The organism is Amycolatopsis sp. NPDC098790 (assembly GCF_044759945.1).
GTDB lineage: Bacteria > Actinomycetota > Actinomycetes > Mycobacteriales > Pseudonocardiaceae > Amycolatopsis.
The window spans coordinates 1,102,947-1,127,267 of record NZ_JBIWAI010000001.1 but is presented as its reverse complement, the minus strand read 5'-3'; the positions used below and the strand labels follow the sequence as shown (position 1 = coordinate 1,127,267).

Below are 24,321 nucleotides of genomic sequence, written 5' to 3'. Positions count from 1 at the left end.
CTCAGCGGCGCTTCCGGCCCGACTTCCTGGTCGAGTCTTTGAGAAGGCCCGGCACCCCGGTGCCGTTGTCCTTCGAGCCGTTCTGGCCGTTCGTGTCGGCCGGGGTCTGGTCGCCGTCCGCGGAGGCGGCAGAGGCGGCGGAGGCGGCCGAAGCGGCGGCAGTGGTCTGCGCGAAGCCGTGGGCCGAGCCCGCCTTCGTGACCTTCTTCTGCGAGCCGCCCTGGGTGGGCTGGTTCTTCTTCTGCTGAACCGGCTTCTGGCCGACCTTCGGCGCGGTCGGCTTCTGCCCCGGCTTCGGGCCGAGCGACGCGCGCTTCTCCGCGGCCTCCGCCTTGCGGGCCGCCTCTTCCTTGTCGATCTTCGTGTAGACGAGGCGCTGCTGCATCAGGGTCCAGCCGTTGTTCGCCAGCCAGTAGAAGAGGAGGCCGAGCGGGAACAGCGCACCGAAGACGAGCACACCGAGCGGGAAGATGTACATCGTCAGCTTGTTCATGATCGCGGTCTGCGGGGTGGCCGACGCGGCGTTCTGCCGGGCCACCGAGTGGCGCGCGGTGAGGTGCGTGGCGATGGACGCGACGATCATCAGGGGCAGCGCGACCGGGAGCACGTTCCAGTGGAAGCCGACGTTCGTCGCGCCACCGCTGACGACCCCGACGCCGTTGTAGACGGCCTCACCGAGGTTGACGCCGAACAGCTTCGCGTTGACGTAGGACTCGACGTCGTGCTGGGTGAAGAAGTAGTTCTCGGTCTTGGGGCCGCCACCGGGCGGCGGCATCGTGAACGCGCGCAGGACGTGGTTCAGGCCGATGAAGACCGGGATCTGGAGCAGCATCGGCAGGCAGCTGCCGAGCGGGTTCACGCCGTGCTCGCGCTGGAGCTTCTGCATCTCCTGCGCCTGGCGCTGCCGGTCGTTCGCGTACTTCTTCTGGAGCTTCTTCATCTCCGGCGCGAAGTCCTGCATCTTCTTCATCGACCGGACCTGGTTCACGAACGGCTTGAACATGATGCCGCGGACCGTGAACGTCAGGAAGATGATGCCGAGGATCCAGGAGATCGCCGCGGCTTCCCCGAAGACGAACCCGAAGACCTTGTGCCAACACCAGAGGATGAAGGACACGGGGTAGTAGATGAAATCGAGCACTGCTGCTACTCCTCGATCGGTGTATCAGGTCGTCGGTGGCGCCACGAGAACTCCTCGGGCACGGGGTCGCGGCCGGGCGGTGTCCACGGGCCGCAGCGCAACAGCCGGCGCACCGCGAGGTAGGAGCCGCGGCCGGCGCCGTGCCGGGTGAGGGCTTCGACCGCGTACGCGCTGCAGCTCGGGTAGAACCGGCAGGCCGGCGGGAGGAAGGGCGAGATCGCCTTGCGGTAGAGCTTGATGGGGAGCAACAGGACCCAGGCGACGGGACCGGGCCGCGCGGGCGGGGTCTCCACGTCGTGGTCGTGCTCGGGGGTGGCTCGCATGCCGGTCACACCGCTGATCCGTGGTCGGGGGCCGCGTCGGCGGGACGCGCCGGGCGGGGGACATCCCCGGCCGGACGACGCGACGGTGAAAGACCCAGCCGACGCAGCGCGGCGTCGAGATCGGCTCCGAGCTCGGCGCTGGACGCGGTCGCGGACGGCGGCAATGCCCTAACGACCAACGCACTGCCGGGCGGCAGGGTTCCGAGCCGCGCCGAAACGAGGTGACGCAGCCGCCGGGTGACGCGGTGGCGGACCACCGAGTTGCCGACGGCCTTGCTCACCACAAAACCCGCCCTGGCCGCCGACGGTGGGTCGGCGGCCCCGGACGGGTCCGTGGTCAGCGCGTGGACGACGAGGCGGCGCTTGCCTGCCCGGGACCCGCGACGGAGAACCACGCGGAAATCCTCACTCCGCCGCAAACGTGCGGCAGCCGGCAGCACGGCGCGCCCCGACGTACCGGATCAGGCGGACAGCGCGGCGCGGCCCTTGCGACGGCGGCCCGCCAGGATGGCCCGGCCGGCACGCGTCCGCATGCGCAGGCGGAAGCCGTGCGTCTTCGCGCGGCGGCGGTTGTTCGGCTGGAAGGTGCGCTTACCCTTGCTCACTGCTTCTCCTGTGTGTCGCGTCGGACGGGAGGAAAGGTTTCCCTCCGCCTGGCGTGTCGTGCGGGCGCACGGCAGTCTCTGGTGTCTCCTACCAACGTGTGGCCTCGTCACGACGAGCGACGACAACGTGGGCACGCGAATAGCACCCGTCGCATACGGGAGACCTTACGAGGGTACGCACCCCCGTCGGGCGGCCGGTAAGCACCCCCTCGGCCACGGTCCGCGACCGGCTCCCGAAGGCGAGATCGTCAACGCCGGGGCACCGAATGGCAACACGCCGTACACCGTGAAATGCTTGCCGCCCAGGATGCCTTGTGGCAGCGGGCGGGGCTTGTTAGCGTGCCTCTCTCGGGTCACCGGTCGAGGTGCACGAGTATCCGGGTGGTGGAGTGCCCACCGGCGTACGACGAGCCCGCAGGTGGCGTCGCCGCGGGTCGCCGTACATTAGTGCACAGCTGTGGACAACTATGTGGATATTCGCTGTGCCGATGCACACGCCGGTCCGCGAGGGGCGCCGGACCGCGTGACCAGGGGCGTCGGCCGTCCACGCCGACGAGGGGAGGGGAGCCGAACAGGTGTCGGAGCACCAGCACAATCTGGGCGTCATCTGGGAACAGGTGGTACGCGAACTGTCCGACGGGACCCTGTCCCCCCAGCAGCGCGCGTGGATGCGCGTGACCCGCCCGATCGGCCTGCTCGACGGCACCGCCCTGCTGGCGGCCCCCAGCGACTTCGCGAAGGAAGCGATCGAACGCGGCCTGCGCGGCGCGATCACCGACGCGCTCTCCCGGCGGCTCGGCCGCGCCATCTCGCTCGCGGTGAAGGTGGACAGCACCGAGACCGTCGCGCCCTCGCCCGCGCCCCGGTACGTCCCGTCACCCGGCCGGGTGGAAAACGGCGCGAGCCCCGAGCCCGCTCCCGCGCTGCCGGGCAACAGCGCCTCGATGATGCCGCCGCCGCGTCCGGAACCCGCGCCGCCGATGCCGCCGCACCCCTCCGCAGCGGCGAAGGCCGACGACGGCGACGACACCGATGAAGAGGTGGACGAAGAAGGCGAGGCGCTCGCCGCCGTCCACGAGATCTGGCCGACGTTCTCCGGCCAGCCGATCGCCGGCCAGCCCTACACCGCGCCGGCGCAGCCGCAGACGTCGAAGACGAAGCTGAACGAGAAGTACACCTTCGACACGTTCGTCATCGGCGCGTCCAACCGCTTCGCGCACGCGGCCGCGGTCGCCGTCGCCGAAGCGCCGGCCCGCGCGTACAACCCGCTCTTCATCTGGGGCGAGTCCGGGCTCGGCAAGACGCACCTGCTGCACGCGGTCGGCCACTACGCGCAACGGCTCTTCCCCGGTATGCGCGTCCGGTACGTCTCGACCGAAGAGTTCACGAACGACTTCATCAACTCGCTGCGCGACGACCGCAAGGTCGCGTTCCAGCGGCGCTACCGCGACATCGACATCCTGCTCGTCGACGACATCCAGTTCCTGGAAGGCAAAGAAGGTACGCAGGAAGAGTTCTTCCACACCTTCAACACCCTCCACAACGCGAACAAGCAGATCGTCGTCAGCTCCGACCGCCCACCCAAGCGCCTCGAGACGCTGGAAGACCGGCTGCGGACGCGGTTCGAGTGGGGCCTGATCACCGACATCCAGCCGCCCGAACTGGAGACGCGCATCGCGATCCTCCGGAAGAAGGCCGCGCAGGACAGGCTGGCGGTGCCGGGCGAGGTCCTCGAGTTCATCGCCTCGCGCGTCGAGGCGAACATCCGGGAGCTCGAAGGCGCGCTCATCCGCGTCACGGCCTTCGCGTCGCTGAACCAGCAGCCGGTCGACAGCGCGCTCGCCGAAATCGTGCTCCGCGACCTCATCCCGGACTCGCACGCGCCGGAGATCACCGCGCCGACCATCATGGGCGTCACGTCCGAGTTCTTCGACGTGACGCTCGACGACCTGTGCGGCCCCGGCAAGACGAAGGCGCTCGCCACGGCCCGCCAGATCGCGATGTACCTCTGCCGCGAGCTGACCGACATGTCGCTGCCGAAGATCGGGCAGACGTTCGGCGGCCGCGACCACACGACCGTCATGCACGCGGACAAGAAGATCCGCAAGGAGATGGCCGAGCGCCGGCGCATCTACGACCAGGTGCAGGAGCTGACGTCGCGCATCAAGCAGCGCGCCCGCCAGTAGCACATCCCTTACCTCCCAACGACTTCGGGGCGTCCACGCACTGTGGACGCCCCTTTGTCGTCTTTGGACTGTCCTAAGCGAGCGAAGCACGCGTAGCAGCGAAGCCGCGTACGCGACGCTTCGCAAAGTCGCGAAAATTGTTTGTACACAAGAACTTTTCCCCATGGTGTGGGCAGTTTGCCCACAGTGCCAACGGGTCTCTGATCAGCGCCGACCCGGATTCCGTCCACACCCCGCCCACAGGTGATCCACAGGGAATCCACACCCTTGTCCACGCTGATTCCACAGGTTGCCCACATACTGTGCACAGGAGGGCGCGGTCACTCGGTAGGGCGATTCGGGCCCTGCCGTCCACCCCCAGGAACAGTCCCGAACCTGGGGACAACCATGGGGACAACCCGGCCGATCTGTGGACGAATCCGTGGATGCCCGAAACCATCCACGGATGGCCCGAGTTGCCCACAGATCCACCACCACGGTTACCCACATGCCCGCGACCGCTCCGACCTGCGCGAACGACCTCGATCCACACAATCCACAACGCTTACTACTGCTACTGCCTTTTAGATCTCTTCTAAGAGAGAAAAGATAAAAACAGGCGAGGAGCGAATCTGGGGACAGCCGCGAGAACGTGTCGGCAAGTCGACAAACTCAAGGGGAGGCCGAGGTGACGGCGGGGCCCGCGACGGCCTAACGTGGACGCCTGCACCTGGTCCGCGCTCCGCCGCTCACGCGGGAGGGCGGACCGGCCGGAGGGGGCAGCCGGTCACTGCCCCGCGAGAACGAGGCCTGGCCCGAGCCACGAGCGCTCGGTCGTCGAAAGGATGCGCGCATGAAGATCCGCGTCGAGCGTGACGGGCTCGCCGACGCCGTCGCGTGGGTGGCCAGAAGCCTCCCCTCCCGGCCTCCCGTGCCGGTTCTCGGCGGTGTCCTGCTCGACGCCGGTTCGGACGGCGACTCCGACGCCCTGACCGTCTCGGGCTTCGACTACGAGGTCTCCGCCACGGTCGGCGTCCCGGCGACGATCGCCGACGGCGGCCGCCTGCTGGTCTCCGGGCGCCTCCTCGCCGACATCACCAAGGCGCTGCCCGCGCAGCCGGTCGAGATCTCCGTCGACGGCGCGCGCGCCACCATCACGTGCGGCACCGCGCGGTTCTCCCTGCCGACCATGCCGGTCGAGGACTACCCGCAGCTGCCGTCCCAGCCCGCCTTCGCGGGCGAGCTCGCGGGCGACGCGTTCGGCCAGGCCGTCACCCAGGTCGTCGTCGCCGCGGGCAAGGACGACACGCTGCCGATGCTCACCGGCATGCGGCTCGAGATCTCCGGCAGCTCGCTGACCCTCGTCGCGACCGACCGGTTCCGGCTCGCCATGCGCGAGTTCACCTGGCAGCCGGCCGAGGGCCTGGCCGACGCCGCGGTGCTCGTCCCGGCGCGCACCCTCGCCGAGGCCGCCAAGACGCTCGGCGCGAGCGGCGCCACGATCCGCCTCGCGCTCGCCAGCGGCGAGGGCCTGCTCGGCCTGTCCGGCTCCGGGCGCTACACGACCACCCGCCTGCTCGACGCGGAGTTCCCGCCGTACCGCCAGCTGCTGCCGGCGTCGCACACCTCACGCGCGGTCATCGACGTGTCCGCTCTCACCGAGTCCATCAAGCGCGTTTCGCTGGTGGCAGAGCGGGGGACTCAGGTACGACTGGAGTTCGGGGACAACACGCTGCGGTTGTCCGCGGGCGGGGACGACGAAGGAAGCGCCGAAGAGGAGCTTCAGGTCTCCTACGATGGTGAGCCGGTGACCATCGCGTTCAACCCGGGTTACCTCGTCGACGGCCTCGGCGCGCTCCACAGCGACCGCGCGGAGCTGACGTTCACCACGCCGAACCGGCCGGCGTTGATCAAGCCCGCCGACCCCGAGGGCAACGTCGTCCCCGGCTACCTCTACCTCCTGATGCCGGTCCGCCTGCCGGGCTGACCCGCACACTTCCTTAGCACGTAAGGGGATCTCGATGGTTCAGCTCGGTCTGATCGGCCTGGGCAAGATGGGCTTCAACATGCGTGAGCGGCTGCGCGCGGCCGGTCACGAGGTGGTGGGCTACGACCGCAACCCGGACGTCAGCGACACGACGTCGCTCGAAGACCTGGTGTCCAAACTGGACGGCCCGCGGATCGTCTGGATCATGGTCCCGGCCGGCGAGCCGACCCGGCAGACCGTCACCGAGCTGGGCAACCTGCTCTCCGCAGGCGACATGGTGATCGACGGCGGCAACTCGAAGTACACCGACGACAAGCTGAACGCCGACCTGCTTGCGGCCAAGGAGATCGGCTACGTCGACTGCGGCGTGTCCGGTGGCGTGTGGGGCAAGGAGAACGGCTACGGCCTGATGGTCGGCGGCGCGGCCGCCGACGTCGAAAAGGCGATGCCGATCTTCGACGCGCTGCGCCCGGAAGGCCCGCGCGAAGAAGGCTTCTCGCACGCCGGCGACGTCGGCGCGGGCCACTACGCGAAGATGATCCACAACGGCATCGAGTACGGCATGATGCAGGCCTTCGCCGAGGGCTTCGAGCTGCTCGAGGCCGCGAAGGTCGTCAAGGACGTGCCCGCGGTGATCAAGGGCTGGCAGCGCGGCACGGTCGTCCGGTCCTGGCTGCTCGACCTGCTCGTGCGCGCGCTCGACGAGGACCCGGAGCTGGACGACCTCGAGGGCTACGTCGAGGACTCCGGCGAGGGCCGCTGGACGCTGGAAGAGGCGATCAACAACGCGGTGCCGGCGCCGGTCATCTCGGCCGCGCTGTTCGCCCGGTTCGCCTCGCGCCAGGAGCACTCGGCCGCGATGCGCGCGGTGGCCGCGCTGCGCAACCAGTTCGGCGGGCACGCCGTGAAGAAGGTCGGCGGGTAAGGAGCAGCTGGTGTATCTGCGTCACCTGCAGGTCACCGACTTCCGCTCCTGGCCGCAGGCCGATCTCGCGCTCGACCCGGGGCCGACCGTGCTGGTCGGCCAGAACGGTCGCGGCAAGACCAACCTGCTGGAGGCGATCGGGTACGTCGCGACGCTGGGCTCGCACCGCGTCGCGACGGACGCGCCGCTGATCCGGCACGGCTGCGAGCGCGCGCTGGTGCGGGTCGCGGTGGTCAACGACGACCGCGAGCTGACCGTCGAGCTCGAGATCACGGCCGGCCGCGCGAACCGCGCCCGGGTCAACCGCGGCGCGGTCGGCAAGCCGCGGGACGTGCTCGGGATCCTGCGCACGGTGCTGTTCTCGCCGGAGGACCTCGCGCTCGTCCGGGGCGACCCGAGCGAGCGAAGACGGTTCCTCGACGAGCTCCTCGTGCTGCGCGCGCCGCGGTACGCGGGGGTCCGGGCCGACTACGAGAAGGTGCTGAAGCAGCGCAACGCCCTGCTCAAGACGGCGGGGAAACGGCGTACAGGCCGCGAAGACCCGTACGCGCTTTCGACGCTGGAAGTCTGGGACGACCACCTCTCGGTGGCGGGCGCGGAGCTGCTGGCCGCGCGCCTGAACCTCGTCGCGGACCTCGGTCCGCACGCGGCCGCGGCGTACATGGGGGTCGCGCCGGACTCGCGGCCGGCGAAGATCTCGTACAAGTCTTCGCTGGGGGACGCGCTGCCGGAAACGTACGGCGTACCGGATGGTGAGCGGGCGCAACCCGAAGTCCTGAAGGACGTCCTACTCAAGGCGCTCGGTGAGGCTCGAAAGGCCGAGCTCGAGCGCGGGATCAGCCTGGTCGGCCCGCACCGGGACGAGCTGGAGCTGATCCTGGGCGAGGCGCCGGCCAAGGGGTACGCGAGCCACGGCGAGTCGTGGTCGTTCGCGCTGGCCCTCCGGCTCGGCAGCTACGAGCTGCTGCGCGGGGAGGCGGGCGAGCCGGTGCTGCTGCTCGACGACGTGTTCGCCGAGCTGGACCGCAAGCGCCGGGCCCGGCTGGCCGAGGTGGCCGCGAGCGCCGAACAGGTGCTGGTGACCGCCGCGGTCGACGAAGACGTGCCCGGGGAGCTGGCCGGCGGCCGGTTCGTGGTGGCGGATGGTGAGATCACGCGTGGCTGAGCAGGGCGGACCGGGGTCGGCAAGATCGACTCGCACACCCCGGGTGACCGCCGACACACCAGTTACCCACCGATCTGGGGACAAACCTGTGGACAGTGTGGATAAACCCGTGCCCGAGTTATCGCCCCGCGTGACCAAATCCCCGAAACAGCCGCTTGACGCCCCCCGCACGGGGGTTAACCCACGTGGGTCGGCCCCTTCGGACACGCAGAGTGAAAGCGGCACTGCTCCGAACGGGCAGTCCGGCCGGGACCTCGCCCACGCCGCGCTCGAAGCGGCGAAGGCCAAGGCCAAGGAACGCGGGACGTCGCCGGGGTACCGGCGCCGCACGGTCGGCGGTGGCGGGGGGCAGAACCCCCGGCGCCGCCGCTGGTCGGGCCCGGGTGCGGACCCGCGTGACCCGCAGCCGCTCGGCCGGCTCGTCTCGCGGCTGGTCACCGACCGCGGCTGGAACGAGAGCGTCACGACCGCCCGCGTCTTCGCGCAGTGGGCGCGGCTGGTCGGCGAAGACGTCGCCGAACACGCCCAGCCGGTCGCGCTGAAGGACGGCGAGCTGACCGTCCGCGCCAGCTCCACGGCGTGGGCCACGCAGCTGCGGTTGCTGCAGGGGAAGCTGCTGCACAAGATCGCGGCGGGGGTCGGGAACGGCGTCGTCAAGCGCATGCGGATCCAGGGTCCGACCGCTCCGAGCTGGCGGAAAGGGCCCCGGCACGTGCCGGGTCGCGGTCCGCGTGACACGTACGGCTGACCCGGGTTGCGCGATGCTCGGTTGAATGCCCCGAGAACGCATCCAGACCTCCCGAAATACGTCAAGACTCGGCTCGGACCGATTTCGTCCGTCTGTGACGCGCTCAGGGGTGTCCTTGCCGCATGCCAGCGGACGCGGCCAAGTACACTGGGAGGGAGCGAGCGTCCGCTCGGGCGAGACGAGGAGAAACAACGCCGGTGACCGAGAACAAGAGCGAGTACAACGCGTCGTCGATCACGGTGCTCGAAGGCCTCGAAGCGGTCCGCAAGCGCCCTGGCATGTACATCGGTTCCACCGGTGAACGCGGCCTGCACCACCTCGTCCAGGAGGTCGTGGACAACTCCGTCGACGAGGCGATGGCCGGCTACGCCACCAAGGTCGAGGTTACCCTGCTCGCCGACGGTGGGGTGCGCGTCGTCGACGACGGCCGCGGCATCCCCGTCGACATGCACCCCAAGGAGCAGAAGCCGACCCTCGAGGTCGTGCTGACCGTGCTCCACGCGGGCGGCAAGTTCGACAGCGACTCCTACGCGGTGTCCGGCGGCCTGCACGGCGTCGGCGTCTCCGTGGTGAACGCGCTGTCGACGAAGCTGCTCGCCGAGGTCAAGTACGGCGGCCGCAGCTGGCGCCAGGAGTACACCGACCAGGTCCCCGGCCCGCTCGAGGACCTCGGCCCGGCGTCGGAGACCGGCACCACGATCACCTTCTGGGCCGACAAGAACATCTTCGAGACCACGACGTACAACTTCGAGACCATCTCGCGCCGGCTGCAGGAGATGGCGTTCCTCAACAAGGGGCTGACGCTGTCCCTGCGCGACGAGCGCGTCGCCGACGAGGAGACCGAAGCCGACGCCGAGGGCAAGGTCGCGCGGGTCAAGGAGAAGACCTACTGCTACCCGGGCGGGCTCGAGGACTTCGTCAAGCACATCAACGGCAGCAAGGACCCGATCCACTCCAGCGTGATCTCCTTCGACGCGAAGGGCACCGGCCTCGAGGTCGAGGTCGCGATGCAGTGGAACACCGGCTTCACGCCGTCGGTCTACACGTTCGCCAACACGATCAACACGCACGAGGGCGGCACCCACGAAGAGGGCTTCCGCGCCGCGCTGACCCGCGTCGTCAACTCCTACGCGCGCGACAAGAAGCTGCTCAAGGAGAAGGACGCCAACCTGACCGGTGACGACGTGCGCGAGGGCCTCGCCGCGATCGTCTCGATCAAGCTGGCCGAGCCGCAGTTCGAGGGCCAGACCAAGACCAAGCTGGGCAACAGCGAGGCCAAGACGTTCGTGCAGCAGACGTCGAACGAGTGGCTGGCGGACTGGTTCGAGCGCAACCCCACCGAGGCGAAGACGATCATCAACAAGTCGATCTCCTCGGCGCAGGCCCGGATGGCCGCGCGCAAGGCGCGTGACCTGGTCCGCCGCAAGGGCGCGCTGGAGATCGGCGGCCTGCCCGGCAAGCTCAAGGACTGCCGCTCGACCAACCCGTCGGAGTGCGAGCTCTACATCGTCGAGGGTGACTCGGCCGGCGGCTCGGCCAAGGAGGGCCGGGACTCGATGTACCAGGCGATCCTGCCGATCCGCGGCAAGATCATCAACGTCGAGAAGGCCCGCATCGACCGCGTCCTCAAGAACACCGAGGTCCAGTCGCTGATCACCGCGCTGGGCACCGGCATCCACGACGAGTTCGACATCCAGAAGCTGCGCTACCACAAGATCGTGCTGATGGCCGACGCCGACGTCGACGGCCAGCACATCACCACGCTGCTGCTCACGCTGCTGTTCCGGTTCATGGCGCCGCTGATCGAGCACGGCCACGTCTTCCTGTCGCGGCCGCCGCTGTACAAGATCAAGTGGCCGCGGGCGGAACCGGAGTACGCGTACTCCGACCGCGAGCGCGACGCCGTCATCCAGGCGGGCGTCGAGGCAGGCAAGCGGCTCCCGAAGGACGACGCGATCCAGCGCTACAAGGGTCTCGGCGAGATGAACGCCGAAGAGCTGTGGGAGACCACGATGGACCCGGCGAACCGGCTGCTGGGCCAGGTCACGATGGACGACGCCGCCCAGGCCGACGAGCTGTTCTCGGTCCTGATGGGCGAGGACGTCGAGGCCCGCCGGTCGTTCATCACGCGCAACGCCAAGGACGTGCGCTTCCTGGACGTGTAGGCGTCCCCCTCCCGTCCGACACCCCGCACTCGAGAAGGACCCATGACGGAAACCTTGCCGCCGGCTCCGGACCACGACCGGATCGAACCGGTCGACATCCAGCAGGAGATGCAGCGCTCGTACATCGACTACGCGATGAGCGTGATCGTGTCGCGGGCGCTGCCGGACGTGCGGGACGGCCTCAAACCGGTCGCCCGCCGCATCCTGTACTCGATGTTCGACTCCGGCTTCCGGCCGGACCGCGGGTACAACAAGTGCTCCCGCGTCGTCGGCGACGTCATGGGCAACTACCACCCGCACGGCGACTCGGCGATCTACGACGCGCTCGTGCGGCTCGCCCAGCCGTGGTCGCTGCGCTACCCGCTGATCGACGGCCAGGGCAACTTCGGCTCGTCGGGCAACGACCCCGCGGCCGCCATGCGGTACACGGAGTCCCGGCTCGCGCCGCTGGCCATGCAGATGCTGGCCGACATCGAAGAAGACACCGTCGACTTCTCCGACAACTACGACGGCCGCACGCAGGAGCCCGACGTCCTGCCGTCGCGGTTCCCGAACCTGCTGGTCAACGGCGGTTCCGGGATCGCGGTCGGGATGGCGACGAACATCCCGCCGCACAACCTGCGCGAGGTCTCCGACGGCGTCGTCTGGGCGCTGGAGAACCCCGAGGCGACCGACGACGAGCTGCTGGCCGCGTTGCTGGTCCGCATCAAGGGCCCGGACTTCCCGACCAAGGCGATGATCCTCGGCACGTCCGGCATCGAGGACGCCTACCGCACCGGCCGCGGCTCGATCCGGATGCGCGCGGTCGTCGAGGTCGAAGAGGACGCTAAGGGCCGCACGATCCTGGTCGTGTCCGAGCTGCCGTACCAGGTCAACCCGGACAACCTCGTCGAGAACATCGCGAACCTGGTCCGCGACGGCAAGCTCACCGGCATCGCCGACATCGCCGACGAGTCCAACAGCCGTTCCGGCATGCGGATCGTCGTCACGATCAAGCGGGACGCGGTCGCGAAGGTCGTGCTGAACAACCTGTTCAAGCACACCCAGCTGCAGCAGAACTTCGGCGTCAACATGCTGGCCCTGGTCGACGGCGTGCCGCGCACGCTGCGCCTCGACCAGATCATCCGGCACTACGTGAAGCACCAGGTCGAGGTCATCGTCCGGCGGACCCGCTTCCGCCTGAAGAAGGCCGAAGAGCGGGCCCACATCCTGCGCGGGTACGTCAAGGCGCTGGACATGCTCGACGAGGTCATCGCCCTCATCCGGCGGTCGCCCTCGGCGGACGAAGCCCGGCCGGCCCTGATGGAACTGCTGGACGTCGACGAGATCCAGGCGACCGCGATCCTCGACATGCAGCTGCGGCGCCTCGCCGCCCTGGAGCGCCAGCGGATCATCGACCAGCTGGCCGAGATCGAGCTGGAGATCGCCGACCTCAAGGACATCCTCGAGAAGCCCGAGCGCCAGCGCGCGATCATCCGCGACGAGCTGATGGCGATCGTCGAGAAGTACGGCGACGACCGGCGCACGAAGATCATCGGCTTCAGCGGCGACGTCACCGACGAAGAGCTCATCGCGGTCGAGGACGTCGTCGTCACCATCACCCGCACGGGGTACGCCAAGCGGACGAAAACCGACCTGTACCGCTCGCAGAAGCGCGGCGGCAAGGGCGTGCAGGGCGCGACGCTGAAGCAGGACGACATCGTCCAGCACTTCTTCGTCTGCTCGACGCACGACTGGATCCTGTTCTTCACGAACAAGGGGCGCGTCTACCGGACGAAGGCGTACGAGCTGCCCGAGGCCAACCGGAACGCCCGCGGCCAGCACGTGGCGAACCTCATGGCGTTCCAGCCGGACGAGCAGATCGCCCAGGTCATCGAGATCAAGAACTACGAGGTCGCGCCGTACCTGGTGCTCGCCACCCAGCGCGGCCTGGTCAAGAAGACCAAGCTCACCGACTTCGACTCGAACCGCTCCGGCGGCCTGATCGCGATCAACCTGCGCGAGGGCGACGAGCTGGTCGGCGCGGTGCTGGCCGGCGCCGAGGACGACCTGCTGCTGGTGTCGGCCGAGGGCCAGTCGATCCGCTTCCACGCGACCGACGAGGCCCTGCGCCCGATGGGCCGCCCGACGTCCGGCGTGATGGGCATGCGCTTCAACGACGGCGACGAGCTGCTCGGCATCAGCGTCGTCAAGGAAGGCAAGTTCCTGCTGGTCGCGACGGACGGCGGGTACTCCAAGCGGACGCCGATCGAGGACTACCCGGTCCAGGGCCGCGGCGGCAAGGGCGTGCTCACCATCCAGCACGACCGCAAACGTGGCAGGCTGGTGGGTGCGCTCATCGTCGACGCCGAGGACGAGCTGTACGCGATCACCTCGAGCGGCGGCGTGATCCGCACGCCGGCGGGCGACGTCCGCAAGGCAGGACGGCAGACGAAGGGGGTCCGGCTGATGAATCTCGGCGAAGGAACCACTCTTCTCGCCGTCGCACGCAACGCGGACGAGCCCTCGGACGTCGCCAACGGTGACGCCCCAGAGGACGCCCCCGAGGACGCGCCGGCCGCCGCGCCGGCTCCGGAAGCACCTGACGCGGGTGAGGAAACGACGGCCACGCCGGAGCAGTAAGTTTGCTCTCCGACGGCGGCCCCACGGCACGGGTAAGGACTGACTCTTCGTGACACCATCCGAGAATCCCGAGGCAGCAGGTTCGAACGGGACTCCGGCGAGCCCGCCCTGGCAACGGGTCGGCAAGGACGGCGACTCCGAAGCGACGGTCAAGCTGGCCACGGAGGACGCGCTGCCCGCCGGGGAGACCCAACCGGTCTCCCCGGAGCAGCGCCCGGTGGTAACGGGCAGCGCGGCCCCCAAGCTGTTCGGCGACACCCCCCCGTCCGGCGCCGAGGTCCCCCCGGCCACGGCCCAGCGAGCCCGCCCAAGCGCCCTGCGACGTCCAGGCCGCGGCCCGCGCAGGGCATCGCTGCAGGTCAAGCGCTTCGACCCGTGGTCGGTGCTGAAGCTGTCCCTGGTACTGGGCGTAGCGATGTTCTTCGTCTGGCTGGTGGCGGTCGGCGTCCTGTACACGGTGCTCGACGGCATGGGCGTGTGGGACAAGCTGAACGGAACGTACTCGTCCCTGGTCGGCGGCGAAGGGGCCAACGCGTCCTCGGAACCACTGATCAGCGCGGGCCGCGTGTTCGGCATCGCGGCGATCCTCGGCGCGATCAACATCGTGCTGGTCTCGGCCCTGGCCACGGTGAGCGCGTTCATCTACAACGTGTCGGCGGACCTGGCCGGAGGCCTGGAAGTCACGCTGTCGGAGCGAGAGTAACCCGGTTGCAGGGCCCCTTCGGGGGTCCTGTAAAGTTCTCCTCGTTCAAGGGCCTATAGCTCAGGCGGTTAGAGCGCTTCGCTGATAACGAAGAGGTCCCAGGTTCAAGTCCTGGTAGGCCCACGCAGGTCAAGCCCGGTTCGCGATGTGCGAGCCGGGCTTTTGCGTGACCTGGGTGACTAAGTGGGTGACTGCCAGTTCGGACATGTCTCGGTCTCGCCGGCCGCCACCTGCTTGGCGACGAATCGCTCCCATCGCGGTCCGACATTGTCGCGGAGCCAGTGAGCTGCCCCGCGTCGAAGGCGTTCAGCCAATTCGAACGGGCCGAGGAAGCGTCACGCATGGGTAGTGATGTCGCGTCGCAGGTCGGCGCCGAGCGAACGTCATGTGGGCAATTGTCCGAGCTGGCCGCCTGTGTGCGCCAAGCGCAACACTCTCCACGTGCCGGCCGGGACGGCCTTGGCGGTACAGAGATCGGCGGGGTGCCGCGCGGCTGGGCCATTCGGGTGTCTACGCGCGGTTGCCGTACCGGCGGGTCCGATGTCGTCGATATTTACTGTGACCAAAGTGTCGTGAGGCAGGAGTGGTGCGGGGTGATCGAGTCGATCGATGTCCTGGTCGCAGCGTTGAGTGCGGGAGCTGCAGCTGGTTTGAAGGACACGGCCTCGTCAGCGGTCAAGGACGCCTACGCCGGGTTGAAAACCCTGACCAGCAAGGCATTGCGCGGCAAAGGAGACGATCCTGACGACCAAGCCGTGATCGTGGCGCAGTTGGCGGATCCGGAAGCGCATCAGGACGAGCTGAGGAAGGCGCTGGCCGCGGTGAACGCAGACGAGAACGCGGAACTGGTGGCGGCGGCGCAGCGGGTACTTGCGTTGACCGACCCGGAGGGGACCAGCGCCGGCAAGTACCGCGTCGACGTGCACGACAACCAGGGCGTCCAGGTCGGCGACGGCAACACCATGACGCTGAACTTCGACGCGCAATCCTGATCATGAGCCAGCGGCAAGATCGCGAGCCCGATACCGAACCCGAGCCGGCTCCTCAGCCATCTCGCGCCTCCCACGATGTGCACGGCAACATCGCGGCGCAGGTTGGTGACGGCAATACCGTGAACATCGTCCAGCCGCCGCTGCTGTCGGTCGAGTGGCCGGTGCGTGTTGGAGTCCCGCCGCGGCAGGCCGACCGCTACCAGCACCGTGACGCTGAGCAGGAACTGTCCAGGGTGTTAGCGTCGGGAGATACGGCGGTGCTGGTGGGCACCGCACAGGTCAGCGGCGTCGTGCTTTCAGGCTTGGGTGGGGTCGGCAAGTCGCAACTGGCTGCCAACTACGCGTGGCAGGCGTGGCCGGACACGTCGGTGGACCTGGTGGTGTGGATCAACGCTGCGTCGCGTGACGGGATCCTCACCGGTTACGCAGACGCAGCAGGTCAGGTGTTGCGAGACGTCGACCCGTCGCTTGGGCAGCGGTCGCCGGAGGACGTTGCCCGAGCGTTCTTGGCCTGGCTGGCCTCCACCGAACGACGGTGGCTAATCGTGCTCGACGATCTCCAAAATCCTGCAGACTTGCGTGGTCTGTGGCCGCCCGCCACCTCTGCAGGACATATTGTGGTGACGACCCGGCGCCGCGACGCAGCGCTGGGACGCGAGGATCGGCACTTCATCGAGGTCGGCGTGTTCACCGAAGAGGTGTCACTGGCGTATTTGATCGCGAAATTGCCAGGCCACGCCGCGACCGAGTCCGACCGAGAACAACTGAAGGCACTGGCCGTCGACCTCGGGCATCTCCCCCTGGCATTGGCCCAAGCTGCGGCATTTATCGCCGACAATCCTCTGATGTCGGTCCCCGACTACCGCAAGCGGCTGGCTAACCGCAAGAGACTCGCTCAGGCCCTACCGGATGATGGCAGCCTTCCGGACGAGCATCAAGCCACCGTCGCGGCGACCTGGTCGCTGTCGATCGAACGCGCCAACGCATTGACGCCGCAGGGCTTCGCACGGCCGCTGTTGCAACTAATCAGTGTGCTCGACCCTGCGGGCGTCCCCGTTGCGTTATTCACTACCGACGCAGTCCTTCGCCTCCTGGCTGTTGCCACGTCGACTGAAGCAGATTCCGGAACCATCCAAGATGCTTTGGGGTGCCTTCACCGCTTCAGCCTGATCACGTTGGATCGCAACCAATCCGAACGCGCTGTACAGGCGCATGCTCTAGTTCAACGCGCCGTCCGTGACACCCTTCCGGATGAACATCTCTCCGATCTGGCCCGGACCGCCGCAGACGCACTCATGGAAATCTGGCCTAGCATCGACCGCGATCCCGCCCTGACCCTGGCGCTGCGGTCAACGGCAAGCACTCTGCACGCCATCACTTTCCCGGCGTTGTGGAATCCCGATGGGCACCCGGTGCTGTTCCGGGCAGGCCAGTCGTTGCAAGATGCAGGACTCGTATCGGCAGCTATGAGCTACTTTCACGACCTGTGGCGCGATGCTGACGGCTTTCTCGGCGCTGACCACCTCGACACCCTGCACACGCGCAACGAACTCGCCACCTGCCGGGCGAGGGCGGGTGATGTTGTGGGTGCGGTGGCCGATTTCGAATGCCTGCTTAATGATCAAATCGAAGTCGTGGGACCCGACCATCCTCGCACCCTGATCGCGCGTAATAACCTCGCCTCCTGGCGGGCGGAGGCGGGTGATGTTGTGGGTGCGGTGGCCGAGTTGGAGCGTCTGCTCGAAGATCGGCAGCGGATCCTGGGCCCCGACCACCCTCGCACCCTGGCCACGCGTAATAACCTCGCCTCCTGGCGGGCGGAGGCGGGTGATGTTGTGGGTGCGATGGCCGATTTCGAACGCCTGCTCGAAGATCGGCAGCGGATCCTGGGCCCCGACCACCCCGACACCCTGCTCACGCGTAGCAACCTCGTCTCCTGGCGGGCGGAGGCGGGTGATGTTGTGGGTGCGGTGGCCGAGTTGGAGCGCCTGCTCGAAGATCGGCAGCGGATCCTGGGCCCCGACCACCCCGACACCCTGGCCACGCGTAATAACCTCGCCTCCTCCCGGGGGGAGGCGGGTGATGTTGTGGGTGCGGTGGCCGAGTTTGAACGCCTGCTTAATGATCAAATCGAAGTCGTCGGAGCCGACCATCCTTACACCCTGATCGCGCGTAGCAACCTCGTCTCCTGGCGGGCGAGGGCGGGTGATGTTGTGGGTGCGGTGGCCGAGTTGGAGCGCCTGCTCGAAGATCGGCAGCGGATCCTGGGCCCCGACCACCCCGACACCCTGCTCACGCGTAATAACCTCGCCTCCTGGCGGGGGGAGGCGGGTGATGTTGTGGGTGCGGTGGCCGATTTCGAACGCCTGCTCGAAGATCGGCAGCGGATCCTGGGCCCCGACCACCCCGACACCCTGGCTACCCGCAGCAATCTGGGTTACTTATGCCGAAAGTTGGATACTAGCGACGGTGCGGATAGTTAGAGCGTGTCGCGACGTACGCAGCCACTCGCCCGACGGTTCGAGACGTGCGTTCATAGGTCTCAATTGGATCCCTTCACTCTTCGAGCCCTCGGCTGACGAGGTTGCAGCGCGACCTCACGACGGTCCGCCACGGTGCCACCTCACTTCTCCTTGGCTTAGGTATCTACGTCTCTGAATCTGAGAAGATTGCGTCCATCGCTTTCGCACCACCTTGGATCACCGGCCGCAACTGGTGGCGGTAGACCAGCTCGGTCACCTTCGTGTCCGAGTGCCCCACCAGCCGCGAGATCTCCTCGATGGTGAGCCCGCTGTCGGAGAGCAGTGACACGAAGCTGTGGCGCAGCTCGCGCGGCGTCCAGTCCTTCGGTTCGAGGCCCGCGAGCTTCAAGATGCGACGGAAGCCGCGCCGGACGTTGGCCGCGTCGAGCTGTGTCCCGACGTCCGACGCGAACACGATCCCGAGTTCGTGCCACCGGTCGCCGGCCGACTCGCGCTGACGCTTCTGGCGGAGCTTCTGGCGCTCCAGCGCGTCGACCGCGCGGCCGGGAAGCGCGAGCGACCGCCGCGACTTCCTGGTCTTTGTGTCCCCACCCACCCGTACCGACCGCCACACGTTGACGTGCGGAGGAATCGGCGGTTCCGCCTTCAGCTTCCCGATCAGGTCGACCTCAGGCCACGCCAGCGGGCGCGCTTCCTCGGTCCGCGCGCCAGTCAGCAGCGAAACCACCGTGTAGTCGCCGTACGTGGAGTCCTCCGCCTCCGCGGCGGCGAGCACCGCTACCGCTTGCGCGAAGGTCAGCGACTTCGACGGCCGTCCGTCGCGGCCAACCGGCAGCTCGTCACACAGCAGCACCACGTTTCGGATGCCCTTGGTCCGCTTCGCCGCTCGGTTGATCGCGCGCCGGAGAATCGAACGGAGGTCCTGGAGTGTGCGCGTGGCGAGAGCCTCTGCCTTCTCCTCCAACCAGGCGTCGGCATCATCAGCGGTCAGTTCCTTCGACTGTTTCGGGTCCACCAGCAGTCGCGCACCGAGTGAGGGGACGATGTGCGTCTCGGCCAGGATGGTCAGCTTCTCGACGGTCGCGGCAGTGCGACCGTTGAGGCCGTGCCGCAGCCAGTCTCGAACCGCCTTCTCGACCGTGAGCCCGCGGGCCGCCGTGGCGGTGCCCTCCTTCTTGCGCTCGACGAGCCGGTCGAGGCCAGCCTTCGCCTCCGTCTTCGTCTTGCCGCTGGCCTTCCGCGTGATGCGCTTCCCGTTCGGCCGGTATCCGATCGTCAGTTCCGCGATCCAGCGCTGCCGGTCCTCGGACCAGTACAGGCCGCCGTCTCCGCGACTACGCCGACTCGCCATAGCTGACCTCCGCCTCCTTCATGAGCAACTCGACGTACTGCTGGATGGCGACGGCCGGCACGAGCTGGGCGCGTCCTTGCTTGACCGAGCGCAGGCGCCCGGAGCGGAGCTGTTCGTAGATGACCGAGCGGCTCATCGAGAGCAGTCGCATGGCTTCGGTGATCCGGTAGAGGTGCCGTTCGGGCACGGCGATCGGCATGGGTACGGCGTTCATCGATCCCCCTCGTGGTCGTGATCCGGCTTGGTAGGCGCGACGTCCGCGACCTCCGCGACCGGGCTGGTCAACGTGGGTGCGAGCGGCTGTTGGGTGCCGCGACCGTCCGCGACTCGGGTTGCGGTGGTCGCGGCCGAGCCCGGCGGCCCCGCGAGTCCCGATGTGTTCTTGACCCGCGGGGTTGCCCTGGTCGCGGAGGTTGCGCCGGATTCGGGCGGTGGGAGGTAGCGGCTCCAGGCGTCCGCCAGGCCGCCGTCGCCGTCGATGCGGTAGCCCTTGAGCGTCTTGCCGCTGACCTTGAGGTCCTTCGGCCGGACCAGGTACCGGTCGAGTTCCTTCGCCAGGCGGCGACTGTCGAGCGGCTTGCCCTGGACGTCAGTCCACGGCCCGTCTTCGATGGCGTGTAGCTCGCGGATCAGCTCGGCGGTGACCATCCGGTCGGTGTTCTCCGCGGCGAAGATCTGCCGGACGTCCGCCAGCAGCCGCACGCCGATCGAGGACGGTTGCGCGGTCGCTTCGAGCACGAAATGACGGCACGCCCGCCGTGCCGTCTCCGGCCAGTGCCCGCCGGCCGCGTCCGCGATGGCCAGCAGCGGGCGCCAGATCTCCGCGGCACGGTCGCGGACGCCGTCCGGTCGTTCCGGTCGTGCGCGGCTCACCTCGTCGCCGACGCGGCTGACCCACTCCGCCAGCTCGGCGCGCACCGGCGCCGACTCCCGCTCGACGTCCTCTTCGATGAACTCCTCGACCACTTCGTCGAAGCGGCGCTTGCGCATGTGCACGGTGATCGCCCGCGTGGTGATGGTGTCCGGCATGCCACCAGCGATCCCGGCCAGCGCGACCGGTGCATAGACCGGGAACCGGGTCACGTTCATGCTCTTGGCGTCCCCGACGCACCGCGTCACCGTCGCCGACCGCTTGTAGCCCGCGTTGAGCAGCGCGCGGAGGTCCTCGTTGTTCCCGCCCGTCTTCGGGTTGAAGACCGCGTCAATTTCGTCGAACAGCAGCGTCATTGGCCCGTCGGCGAGCATGCGGAAGATCGCGGTCGGAGTGATGCTGATCGTCATCTCCGGCTTGGCCACGAGGTACTGCGCAACCTCCAGCACGCGCGTCTTGCCGCTCCCCGGCTCCGCCGAGTCGAGGATCAACCTCGGCGTGACATACAGCCGTTCGGCGACGTGGGTGTGGGCGTACCAGAGCGCGATGGTCGGTGCGGCGTGCTCGTTGGCGAAGGCGGAGAAGCGCGACACGAACGTCACGACCGCGTCGAGGACCTCGTGACCCGGCTTCGCGAAGGCACCAGCCGGGGCCGGGCCGAGCCACGTCAGCGAATTGACCGGCGTGGCCTCCGGCAGGGTCTCTCTCGGCTGGGCGCCGCCGTCCTCCGCGGGCTGGGCCGCGATGTGGCGGCCGCGCCAGACGCGCTGGCAGTTCTCCGAGCAAAGGTCGCCGGACGGCGAGGCACCGCGCGGCCGGCCGCACTGCTGGCAGTTCGGCGCCGGCTCGTCGGAGATCACGAAGTCGATCACGGACAAGGTGTCGTCGAATCCGGACATCAGGCAGCCACCTCCAGGCGCGCGGTCGGTTCGTCGTCGCCTCCGGCCTCGCGGTAGCGCCGCCACAGGTCGTCCAAGCGCTCGGTGTTGTCGAGCTGGTGGCGGAGAACGTCGGTCGGCGAGTCGTCTTCGACGGCCTGCACCAGGCGGGCCGCGTGCTCCCGGACGGCGCGGCGGTAGGCGTTCTTCAGCACGACGGCCTTGAGCCAGGCGCCGTAGTACGGCGGCGGCAGGATCGGGCCGTCGGTGTAGGTCTGGACGATCCAGAGGCCGAGGCTGTGCAGGCGGTGCGCGCCCCCGGACCGTGGCTTGGTCGCCGTCCGCTCGCGGGCGTGGTCCAGCACGGCCATCGGGGTCGGTGCGTGGCCCGCGCCGGTCAGCTCGATGACCAGCTGGAGAACGCGGGCGGCGATCGGCGAGCCGAAGTCGTCGGCGCGCATGCCAGCGAGCAGTCGACGGGCCCCGGTCAGCCGGACCTGCATCACGCAGCCCAGGAACTGACGCTCGGGGTCGAGCAATGTGGTCTTCATGGGGTGGCCTTTCGGTTGAGCTGCGCGTCAGCGGCTGTTGTCGCGGCGGTCGCGGTCACGGAGTTCGCGGTACGACCGGCGGGCGCGGAGGCAGGAGTTGTAGGCGCGGCGGCCGGCGCGGAGCGTGCGACCGGTGCCGTCGCACCGGCGGCAGAGCCGGATCGCGCGGAGCAGTGGCGAGCGGAAATTGCCGAAGCCCCGGCAGGAGCGGCACGGCTTGTAGGGGTAGACCGCGCAGGACCATGAGTAGCCGAGAGTGACAATTGTGAGAACGAGCAGGAGCGGGACGGTCGGGTTGCTGAGGGGGTTCACCGGAGCCTCCGGGGCTGTTTTTGGCCGCACTCGGCCCGCGCCTCTAGGTGCTAGGGCGCTGATCAGCGGTGTTGTGGTGGTCTAGGGAGGGCTCTAGGTCTAGAGGGACGAGGCTCTAGACCTAGAGCCTTGCGGAGCTAGCCGCTCTTGCGGTTCCGGTCACGCTCGGTCAGTGCGTCGGCGATCCACTCGCGCTTGACGCCCATCCGGTTGGCGCCCTTGCCGGTGTCGACGTCGTTGCCCCACACCTGCTTGGTGGTGATCCCCAGCGGCTTCAGCGCGGTCGAGAGCTGCGTTGCCTTCGCCGCCCCGGTGGGCAGTTCCGCCCACGGGCCGTAGACCGACGGCCGCAACTCGGCGAGCCGGTCAACGATCCGCTCCGACCAAGCCTTCTCGGCGTCGCCGATCGCGGTCAGCACGTCGGCGAGCAACGTGCTCGTGTCCTCGTCCTCCTCGGGCGTGAGGTCCAGGCCCGCGGCGTAGCCGGTCAGCCGTCCGGCCGCCAGCCGTGCGGTTCGTGCGCGGGCGGCGATCTTCTCGGCGTCCGGGCCGTCGATGTACACGCCGCGGTGATGCGCGGCTCGTCGCCTTCGCCGGCCAGGTACCCGATCCCCTTATCCCGAAAGGACAGCGTGGTTGCCCGGATGCCGTTCCGGTACGACGAGGTGCCGAGCACCATGTCGTTGGCCTGCTGGCCCGTGACTTTGAGGGGCTCGACGGGCAAGATCGACAAGCTGATCGCACACGGCGGTCGGCGAGCGCAGGACGCCGAGGATGTGCGCCACGGTCGTGTCCGGCGGTATGCGTTTGCCAAGCTCGAAACTCGACAGCACTCCCGGGTGAAGATTGATCATGTCGGCGAGCCGGCGGAGGCCGACGCCACGGCGGGTACGGGCATCGCGGAGGCCGTCTGCAAGCGCGATGAGGGCAGGTCGGGGTGCAGCGTCGGTCACGGTTCAACCCGCTCCGTTCAGTCGGTGAGCGTCTTCGCTCGGGGCGTCCAACAGACTCACCAGATCGACGTCGCCGCCGTCCAACTCGCCGGCGCGCCGGGCCAGTGCGGCGCCGACTTGCGACAGCTGACGGGCGAGCGTGCGCAACGCCGCCGCATAACGCACGTCGTTCGGCTGGAGGGTCAGCAGCTCGACCGTCACGCTCCCGATCCTGGAGTTCATCTTCGAGAGGCCGGCCAGCAGTTCGCGATCACGCGCGTGCACGCGGCACCTCGATTCGCCGGTGCTCGTTCTGGCTCGCACAGACAGGGCATATCCGGCCGGGCTTCGGGATCACCCGACTGCGGCTGACGCTCGGGCGGTCGTGCTCCAGCGGAAACGGATCGTCGATCAAGCACCAGGGCAGCAGCAGGACAAGACGTGGGTTCGCCATCTCCGAGTGCAGGTACAGGTGAGCCCAGCCGTCGCCGTCGGTGAACTCGTGCCATTCCCAGAAGTCACGCCGAGGGGCGGCCGGGTGACTGACCGGGCGGTCATCCAATGCGGTCACCGAAGCCCTCGCTCGACCTCGAACGACCGAAGCGCGGTGGCAGCCTGCTCCCAGTCGGCATCGGTCATGTCCGCGTGCGTCTTCGGGTGCTGAGTCGTGCTCCAGTCAATCTCGTTGAGCCGCTGGCCGCTGGTGTTGAAAAGCGAGCCGCCGCACCAGAACGTCGGCCGGTCCTCGCGTCCGGTCGAGCCCCCGTCTTGTGCCGTCACCTGATCAACTGTCGTCGAATCCGGACACTCAAAACACAGCCGGTAACCATGATTTCAGCAGGTCAACGCCCACGAACTAGGCGTGAAAGGCATAGATCAGCGGGACGTCGCTTGCCGCCGGTAGCCTCGCCTCGTGGACTTGCTCCCCTTCGACGAGTACGTGCGCTCGCTCAACCGCAAGCGCATGTCCGCCGGCGTCCTCTTCCGCGACGAGGCCGACCGCGTGCTGTTCGTCGAGCCGTCGTATAAGCCGCACTGGGACATCCCGGGCGGTGCGTGCGAGGAGGGCGAGCCGCCCTGGCGTACGGCAGCTCGCGAGGTCGCTGAAGAGGTCGGCATCGATCGGCCGCTTGGCAACCTGCTGGTGATCGACTACATCCCGGACGACTCGCGCATGCCGGAGGGGATGGCGTACGTCTTCGACGGCGGCCTGGTCGACGAGGCCGAGATCAAGGCCCTGAGGATCACGGACCCTGAAATCTTGTCGGTGGAGTTGCTGCCGCTCGACACCGCGGCATCGCGCCTGAAGCCGATCCTCGCGCGCCGGATCGCGGTTGCCCTCGACGCCGCGCGCCTCGGTGAGCTGCTGATATGTGAGGACGGCAGGCGCATAGCGCAGTAG

The 24,321-nt window shown here is 68.4% G+C and carries 23 protein-coding genes and 1 tRNA gene; 12 read left to right on the top strand and 12 right to left on the bottom strand.

What is annotated here, in order from left to right:
- Window position 1 precedes the first annotated feature (1 nt).
- From yidC to rpmH, 4 genes are read right to left on the bottom strand one after another with little or no spacing between them, the layout of a single operon-like run.
- Window positions 2-1,141, bottom strand: a complete 1,140-nt coding sequence (gene yidC, locus ACIQWX_RS05685) for a membrane protein insertase YidC (protein ID WP_400866044.1) — start codon at window positions 1,139-1,141, stop codon at window positions 2-4.
- A 5-nt stretch (window positions 1,142-1,146) separates the two neighbouring features.
- Window positions 1,147-1,464 (bottom strand): membrane protein insertion efficiency factor YidD, encoded by a 318-nt coding sequence (gene yidD / locus ACIQWX_RS05680; RefSeq protein WP_400866041.1) that lies wholly within the window; start codon window positions 1,462-1,464, stop codon window positions 1,147-1,149.
- Window positions 1,465-1,469: 5 nt separating this feature from the next.
- On the bottom strand, window positions 1,470-1,904 hold the full coding sequence (rnpA, locus tag ACIQWX_RS05675; protein WP_400866038.1) for a ribonuclease P protein component: 435 nt from the start codon (window positions 1,902-1,904) through the stop codon (window positions 1,470-1,472).
- A 21-nt stretch (window positions 1,905-1,925) separates the two neighbouring features.
- Window positions 1,926-2,069 (bottom strand): 50S ribosomal protein L34, encoded by a 144-nt coding sequence (gene rpmH / locus ACIQWX_RS05670; RefSeq protein ID WP_003082934.1) that lies wholly within the window; start codon window positions 2,067-2,069, stop codon window positions 1,926-1,928.
- Between the two features lie 575 nt (window positions 2,070-2,644).
- Between rpmH and dnaA the strand changes: the two genes are divergently transcribed.
- The 11 genes from dnaA to fxsT all read left to right on the top strand — a co-directional run bounded on the left by dnaA (window position 2,645) and on the right by fxsT (window position 18,024).
- A complete protein-coding gene (dnaA, locus tag ACIQWX_RS05665) occupies window positions 2,645-4,255 on the top strand; it encodes a chromosomal replication initiator protein DnaA (protein WP_400866035.1) in 1,611 nt (536 codons plus the stop codon).
- Window positions 4,256-5,087: 832 nt separating this feature from the next.
- Entirely contained in the window at window positions 5,088-6,221 is a 1,134-nt protein-coding gene (gene dnaN / locus ACIQWX_RS05660) for a DNA polymerase III subunit beta (RefSeq protein WP_400866033.1), read from the top strand.
- A gap of 34 nt (window positions 6,222-6,255) precedes the next feature.
- Window positions 6,256-7,146 carry a phosphogluconate dehydrogenase (NAD(+)-dependent, decarboxylating) gene (gene gnd, locus ACIQWX_RS05655; protein WP_400866032.1) on the top strand — a complete coding sequence of 297 codons (891 nt, stop codon included), beginning with the start codon at window positions 6,256-6,258 and terminating at the stop codon, window positions 7,144-7,146.
- Window positions 7,147-7,156: 10 nt separating this feature from the next.
- On the top strand, window positions 7,157-8,311 hold the full coding sequence (gene recF, locus ACIQWX_RS05650; protein ID WP_400866031.1) for a DNA replication/repair protein RecF: 1,155 nt from the start codon (window positions 7,157-7,159) through the stop codon (window positions 8,309-8,311).
- 130 nt (window positions 8,312-8,441) lie between these two features.
- Complete coding sequence (locus ACIQWX_RS05645; protein ID WP_400866029.1) at window positions 8,442-9,059, top strand: DciA family protein; 618 nt, start codon at window positions 8,442-8,444, stop codon at window positions 9,057-9,059.
- A 197-nt stretch (window positions 9,060-9,256) separates the two neighbouring features.
- The gene (gyrB, locus tag ACIQWX_RS05640; RefSeq protein WP_400866028.1) at window positions 9,257-11,224 is read left to right on the top strand and encodes a DNA topoisomerase (ATP-hydrolyzing) subunit B; all 1,968 of its coding nucleotides are present in this window, start codon (window positions 9,257-9,259) and stop codon (window positions 11,222-11,224) included.
- Window positions 11,225-11,266: 42 nt separating this feature from the next.
- Window positions 11,267-13,846 carry a DNA gyrase subunit A gene (gene gyrA, locus ACIQWX_RS05635; RefSeq protein ID WP_400866025.1) on the top strand — a complete coding sequence of 860 codons (2,580 nt, stop codon included), beginning with the start codon at window positions 11,267-11,269 and terminating at the stop codon, window positions 13,844-13,846.
- Between the two features lie 49 nt (window positions 13,847-13,895).
- Entirely contained in the window at window positions 13,896-14,549 is a 654-nt protein-coding gene (locus tag ACIQWX_RS05630) for a DUF3566 domain-containing protein (RefSeq protein ID WP_400866022.1), read from the top strand.
- A gap of 49 nt (window positions 14,550-14,598) precedes the next feature.
- Window positions 14,599-14,672: transfer RNA gene (locus tag ACIQWX_RS05625), tRNA-Ile, on the top strand.
- A gap of 470 nt (window positions 14,673-15,142) precedes the next feature.
- Window positions 15,143-15,541 carry a hypothetical protein gene (locus ACIQWX_RS05620; protein ID WP_400866019.1) on the top strand — a complete coding sequence of 133 codons (399 nt, stop codon included), beginning with the start codon at window positions 15,143-15,145 and terminating at the stop codon, window positions 15,539-15,541.
- Between the two features lie 2 nt (window positions 15,542-15,543).
- Entirely contained in the window at window positions 15,544-18,024 is a 2,481-nt protein-coding gene (gene fxsT, locus ACIQWX_RS05615; RefSeq protein WP_400866017.1) for an FxSxx-COOH system tetratricopeptide repeat protein, read from the top strand.
- 163 nt (window positions 18,025-18,187) lie between these two features.
- Here the strand turns inward: fxsT and xerC are convergent, their stop codons facing one another.
- From xerC to ACIQWX_RS05575, 8 genes are all read right to left on the bottom strand, one after another.
- Window positions 18,188-19,375 carry a tyrosine recombinase XerC gene (xerC, locus tag ACIQWX_RS05610; protein ID WP_400866014.1) on the bottom strand — a complete coding sequence of 396 codons (1,188 nt, stop codon included), beginning with the start codon at window positions 19,373-19,375 and terminating at the stop codon, window positions 18,188-18,190.
- Window positions 19,359-19,589 carry a helix-turn-helix domain-containing protein gene (locus ACIQWX_RS05605; RefSeq protein WP_400866011.1) on the bottom strand — a complete coding sequence of 77 codons (231 nt, stop codon included), beginning with the start codon at window positions 19,587-19,589 and terminating at the stop codon, window positions 19,359-19,361. The genes xerC and ACIQWX_RS05605 overlap by 17 nt, the downstream gene beginning before the upstream one ends.
- Entirely contained in the window at window positions 19,586-21,145 is a 1,560-nt protein-coding gene (locus ACIQWX_RS05600) for a DUF3631 domain-containing protein (protein ID WP_400866008.1), read from the bottom strand. Before ACIQWX_RS05600 ends, ACIQWX_RS05605 begins: the two co-directional genes overlap by 4 nt.
- Window positions 21,145-21,675 (bottom strand): hypothetical protein, encoded by a 531-nt coding sequence (locus tag ACIQWX_RS05595; protein WP_400866005.1) that lies wholly within the window; start codon window positions 21,673-21,675, stop codon window positions 21,145-21,147. Before ACIQWX_RS05595 ends, ACIQWX_RS05600 begins: the two co-directional genes overlap by 1 nt.
- Before the next feature lie 449 nt (window positions 21,676-22,124).
- On the bottom strand, window positions 22,125-22,550 hold the full coding sequence (locus ACIQWX_RS05590) for a hypothetical protein (RefSeq protein ID WP_400866002.1): 426 nt from the start codon (window positions 22,548-22,550) through the stop codon (window positions 22,125-22,127).
- A gap of 393 nt (window positions 22,551-22,943) precedes the next feature.
- Window positions 22,944-23,204 (bottom strand): hypothetical protein, encoded by a 261-nt coding sequence (locus ACIQWX_RS05585; RefSeq protein ID WP_400865999.1) that lies wholly within the window; start codon window positions 23,202-23,204, stop codon window positions 22,944-22,946.
- Entirely contained in the window at window positions 23,191-23,490 is a 300-nt protein-coding gene (locus ACIQWX_RS05580) for a hypothetical protein (RefSeq protein WP_400865996.1), read from the bottom strand. The genes ACIQWX_RS05585 and ACIQWX_RS05580 overlap by 14 nt, the downstream gene beginning before the upstream one ends.
- Window positions 23,487-23,699, bottom strand: a complete 213-nt coding sequence (locus ACIQWX_RS05575; RefSeq protein WP_400865993.1) for a hypothetical protein — start codon at window positions 23,697-23,699, stop codon at window positions 23,487-23,489. The genes ACIQWX_RS05580 and ACIQWX_RS05575 overlap by 4 nt, the downstream gene beginning before the upstream one ends.
- A gap of 133 nt (window positions 23,700-23,832) precedes the next feature.
- Here ACIQWX_RS05575 and ACIQWX_RS05570 point away from each other — a divergent pair, with 133 nt between their 5' ends.
- Window positions 23,833-24,321 carry an NUDIX domain-containing protein gene (locus tag ACIQWX_RS05570; RefSeq protein WP_400865990.1) on the top strand — a complete coding sequence of 163 codons (489 nt, stop codon included), beginning with the start codon at window positions 23,833-23,835 and terminating at the stop codon, window positions 24,319-24,321.

Coding starts and splice junctions, on each gene's coding strand:
- gnd (WP_400866032.1), top strand. CDS start 6,256: ATGGTTCAGCTCGGTCTGATCGGCCTGGGCAAGATGGGCTTCAACATG.
- gyrA (WP_400866025.1), top strand. CDS start 11,267: ATGACGGAAACCTTGCCGCCGGCTCCGGACCACGACCGGATCGAACCG.
- ACIQWX_RS05595 (WP_400866005.1), bottom strand. CDS start 21,675: ATGAAGACCACATTGCTCGACCCCGAGCGTCAGTTCCTGGGCTGCGTG.
- ACIQWX_RS05605 (WP_400866011.1), bottom strand. CDS start 19,589: ATGAACGCCGTACCCATGCCGATCGCCGTGCCCGAACGGCACCTCTAC.
- yidD (WP_400866041.1), bottom strand. CDS start 1,464: ATGCGAGCCACCCCCGAGCACGACCACGACGTGGAGACCCCGCCCGCG.
- ACIQWX_RS05600 (WP_400866008.1), bottom strand. CDS start 21,145: ATGTCCGGATTCGACGACACCTTGTCCGTGATCGACTTCGTGATCTCC.
- xerC (WP_400866014.1), bottom strand. CDS start 19,375: ATGGCGAGTCGGCGTAGTCGCGGAGACGGCGGCCTGTACTGGTCCGAG.
- fxsT (WP_400866017.1), top strand. CDS start 15,544: ATGAGCCAGCGGCAAGATCGCGAGCCCGATACCGAACCCGAGCCGGCT.
- dnaN (WP_400866033.1), top strand. CDS start 5,088: ATGAAGATCCGCGTCGAGCGTGACGGGCTCGCCGACGCCGTCGCGTGG.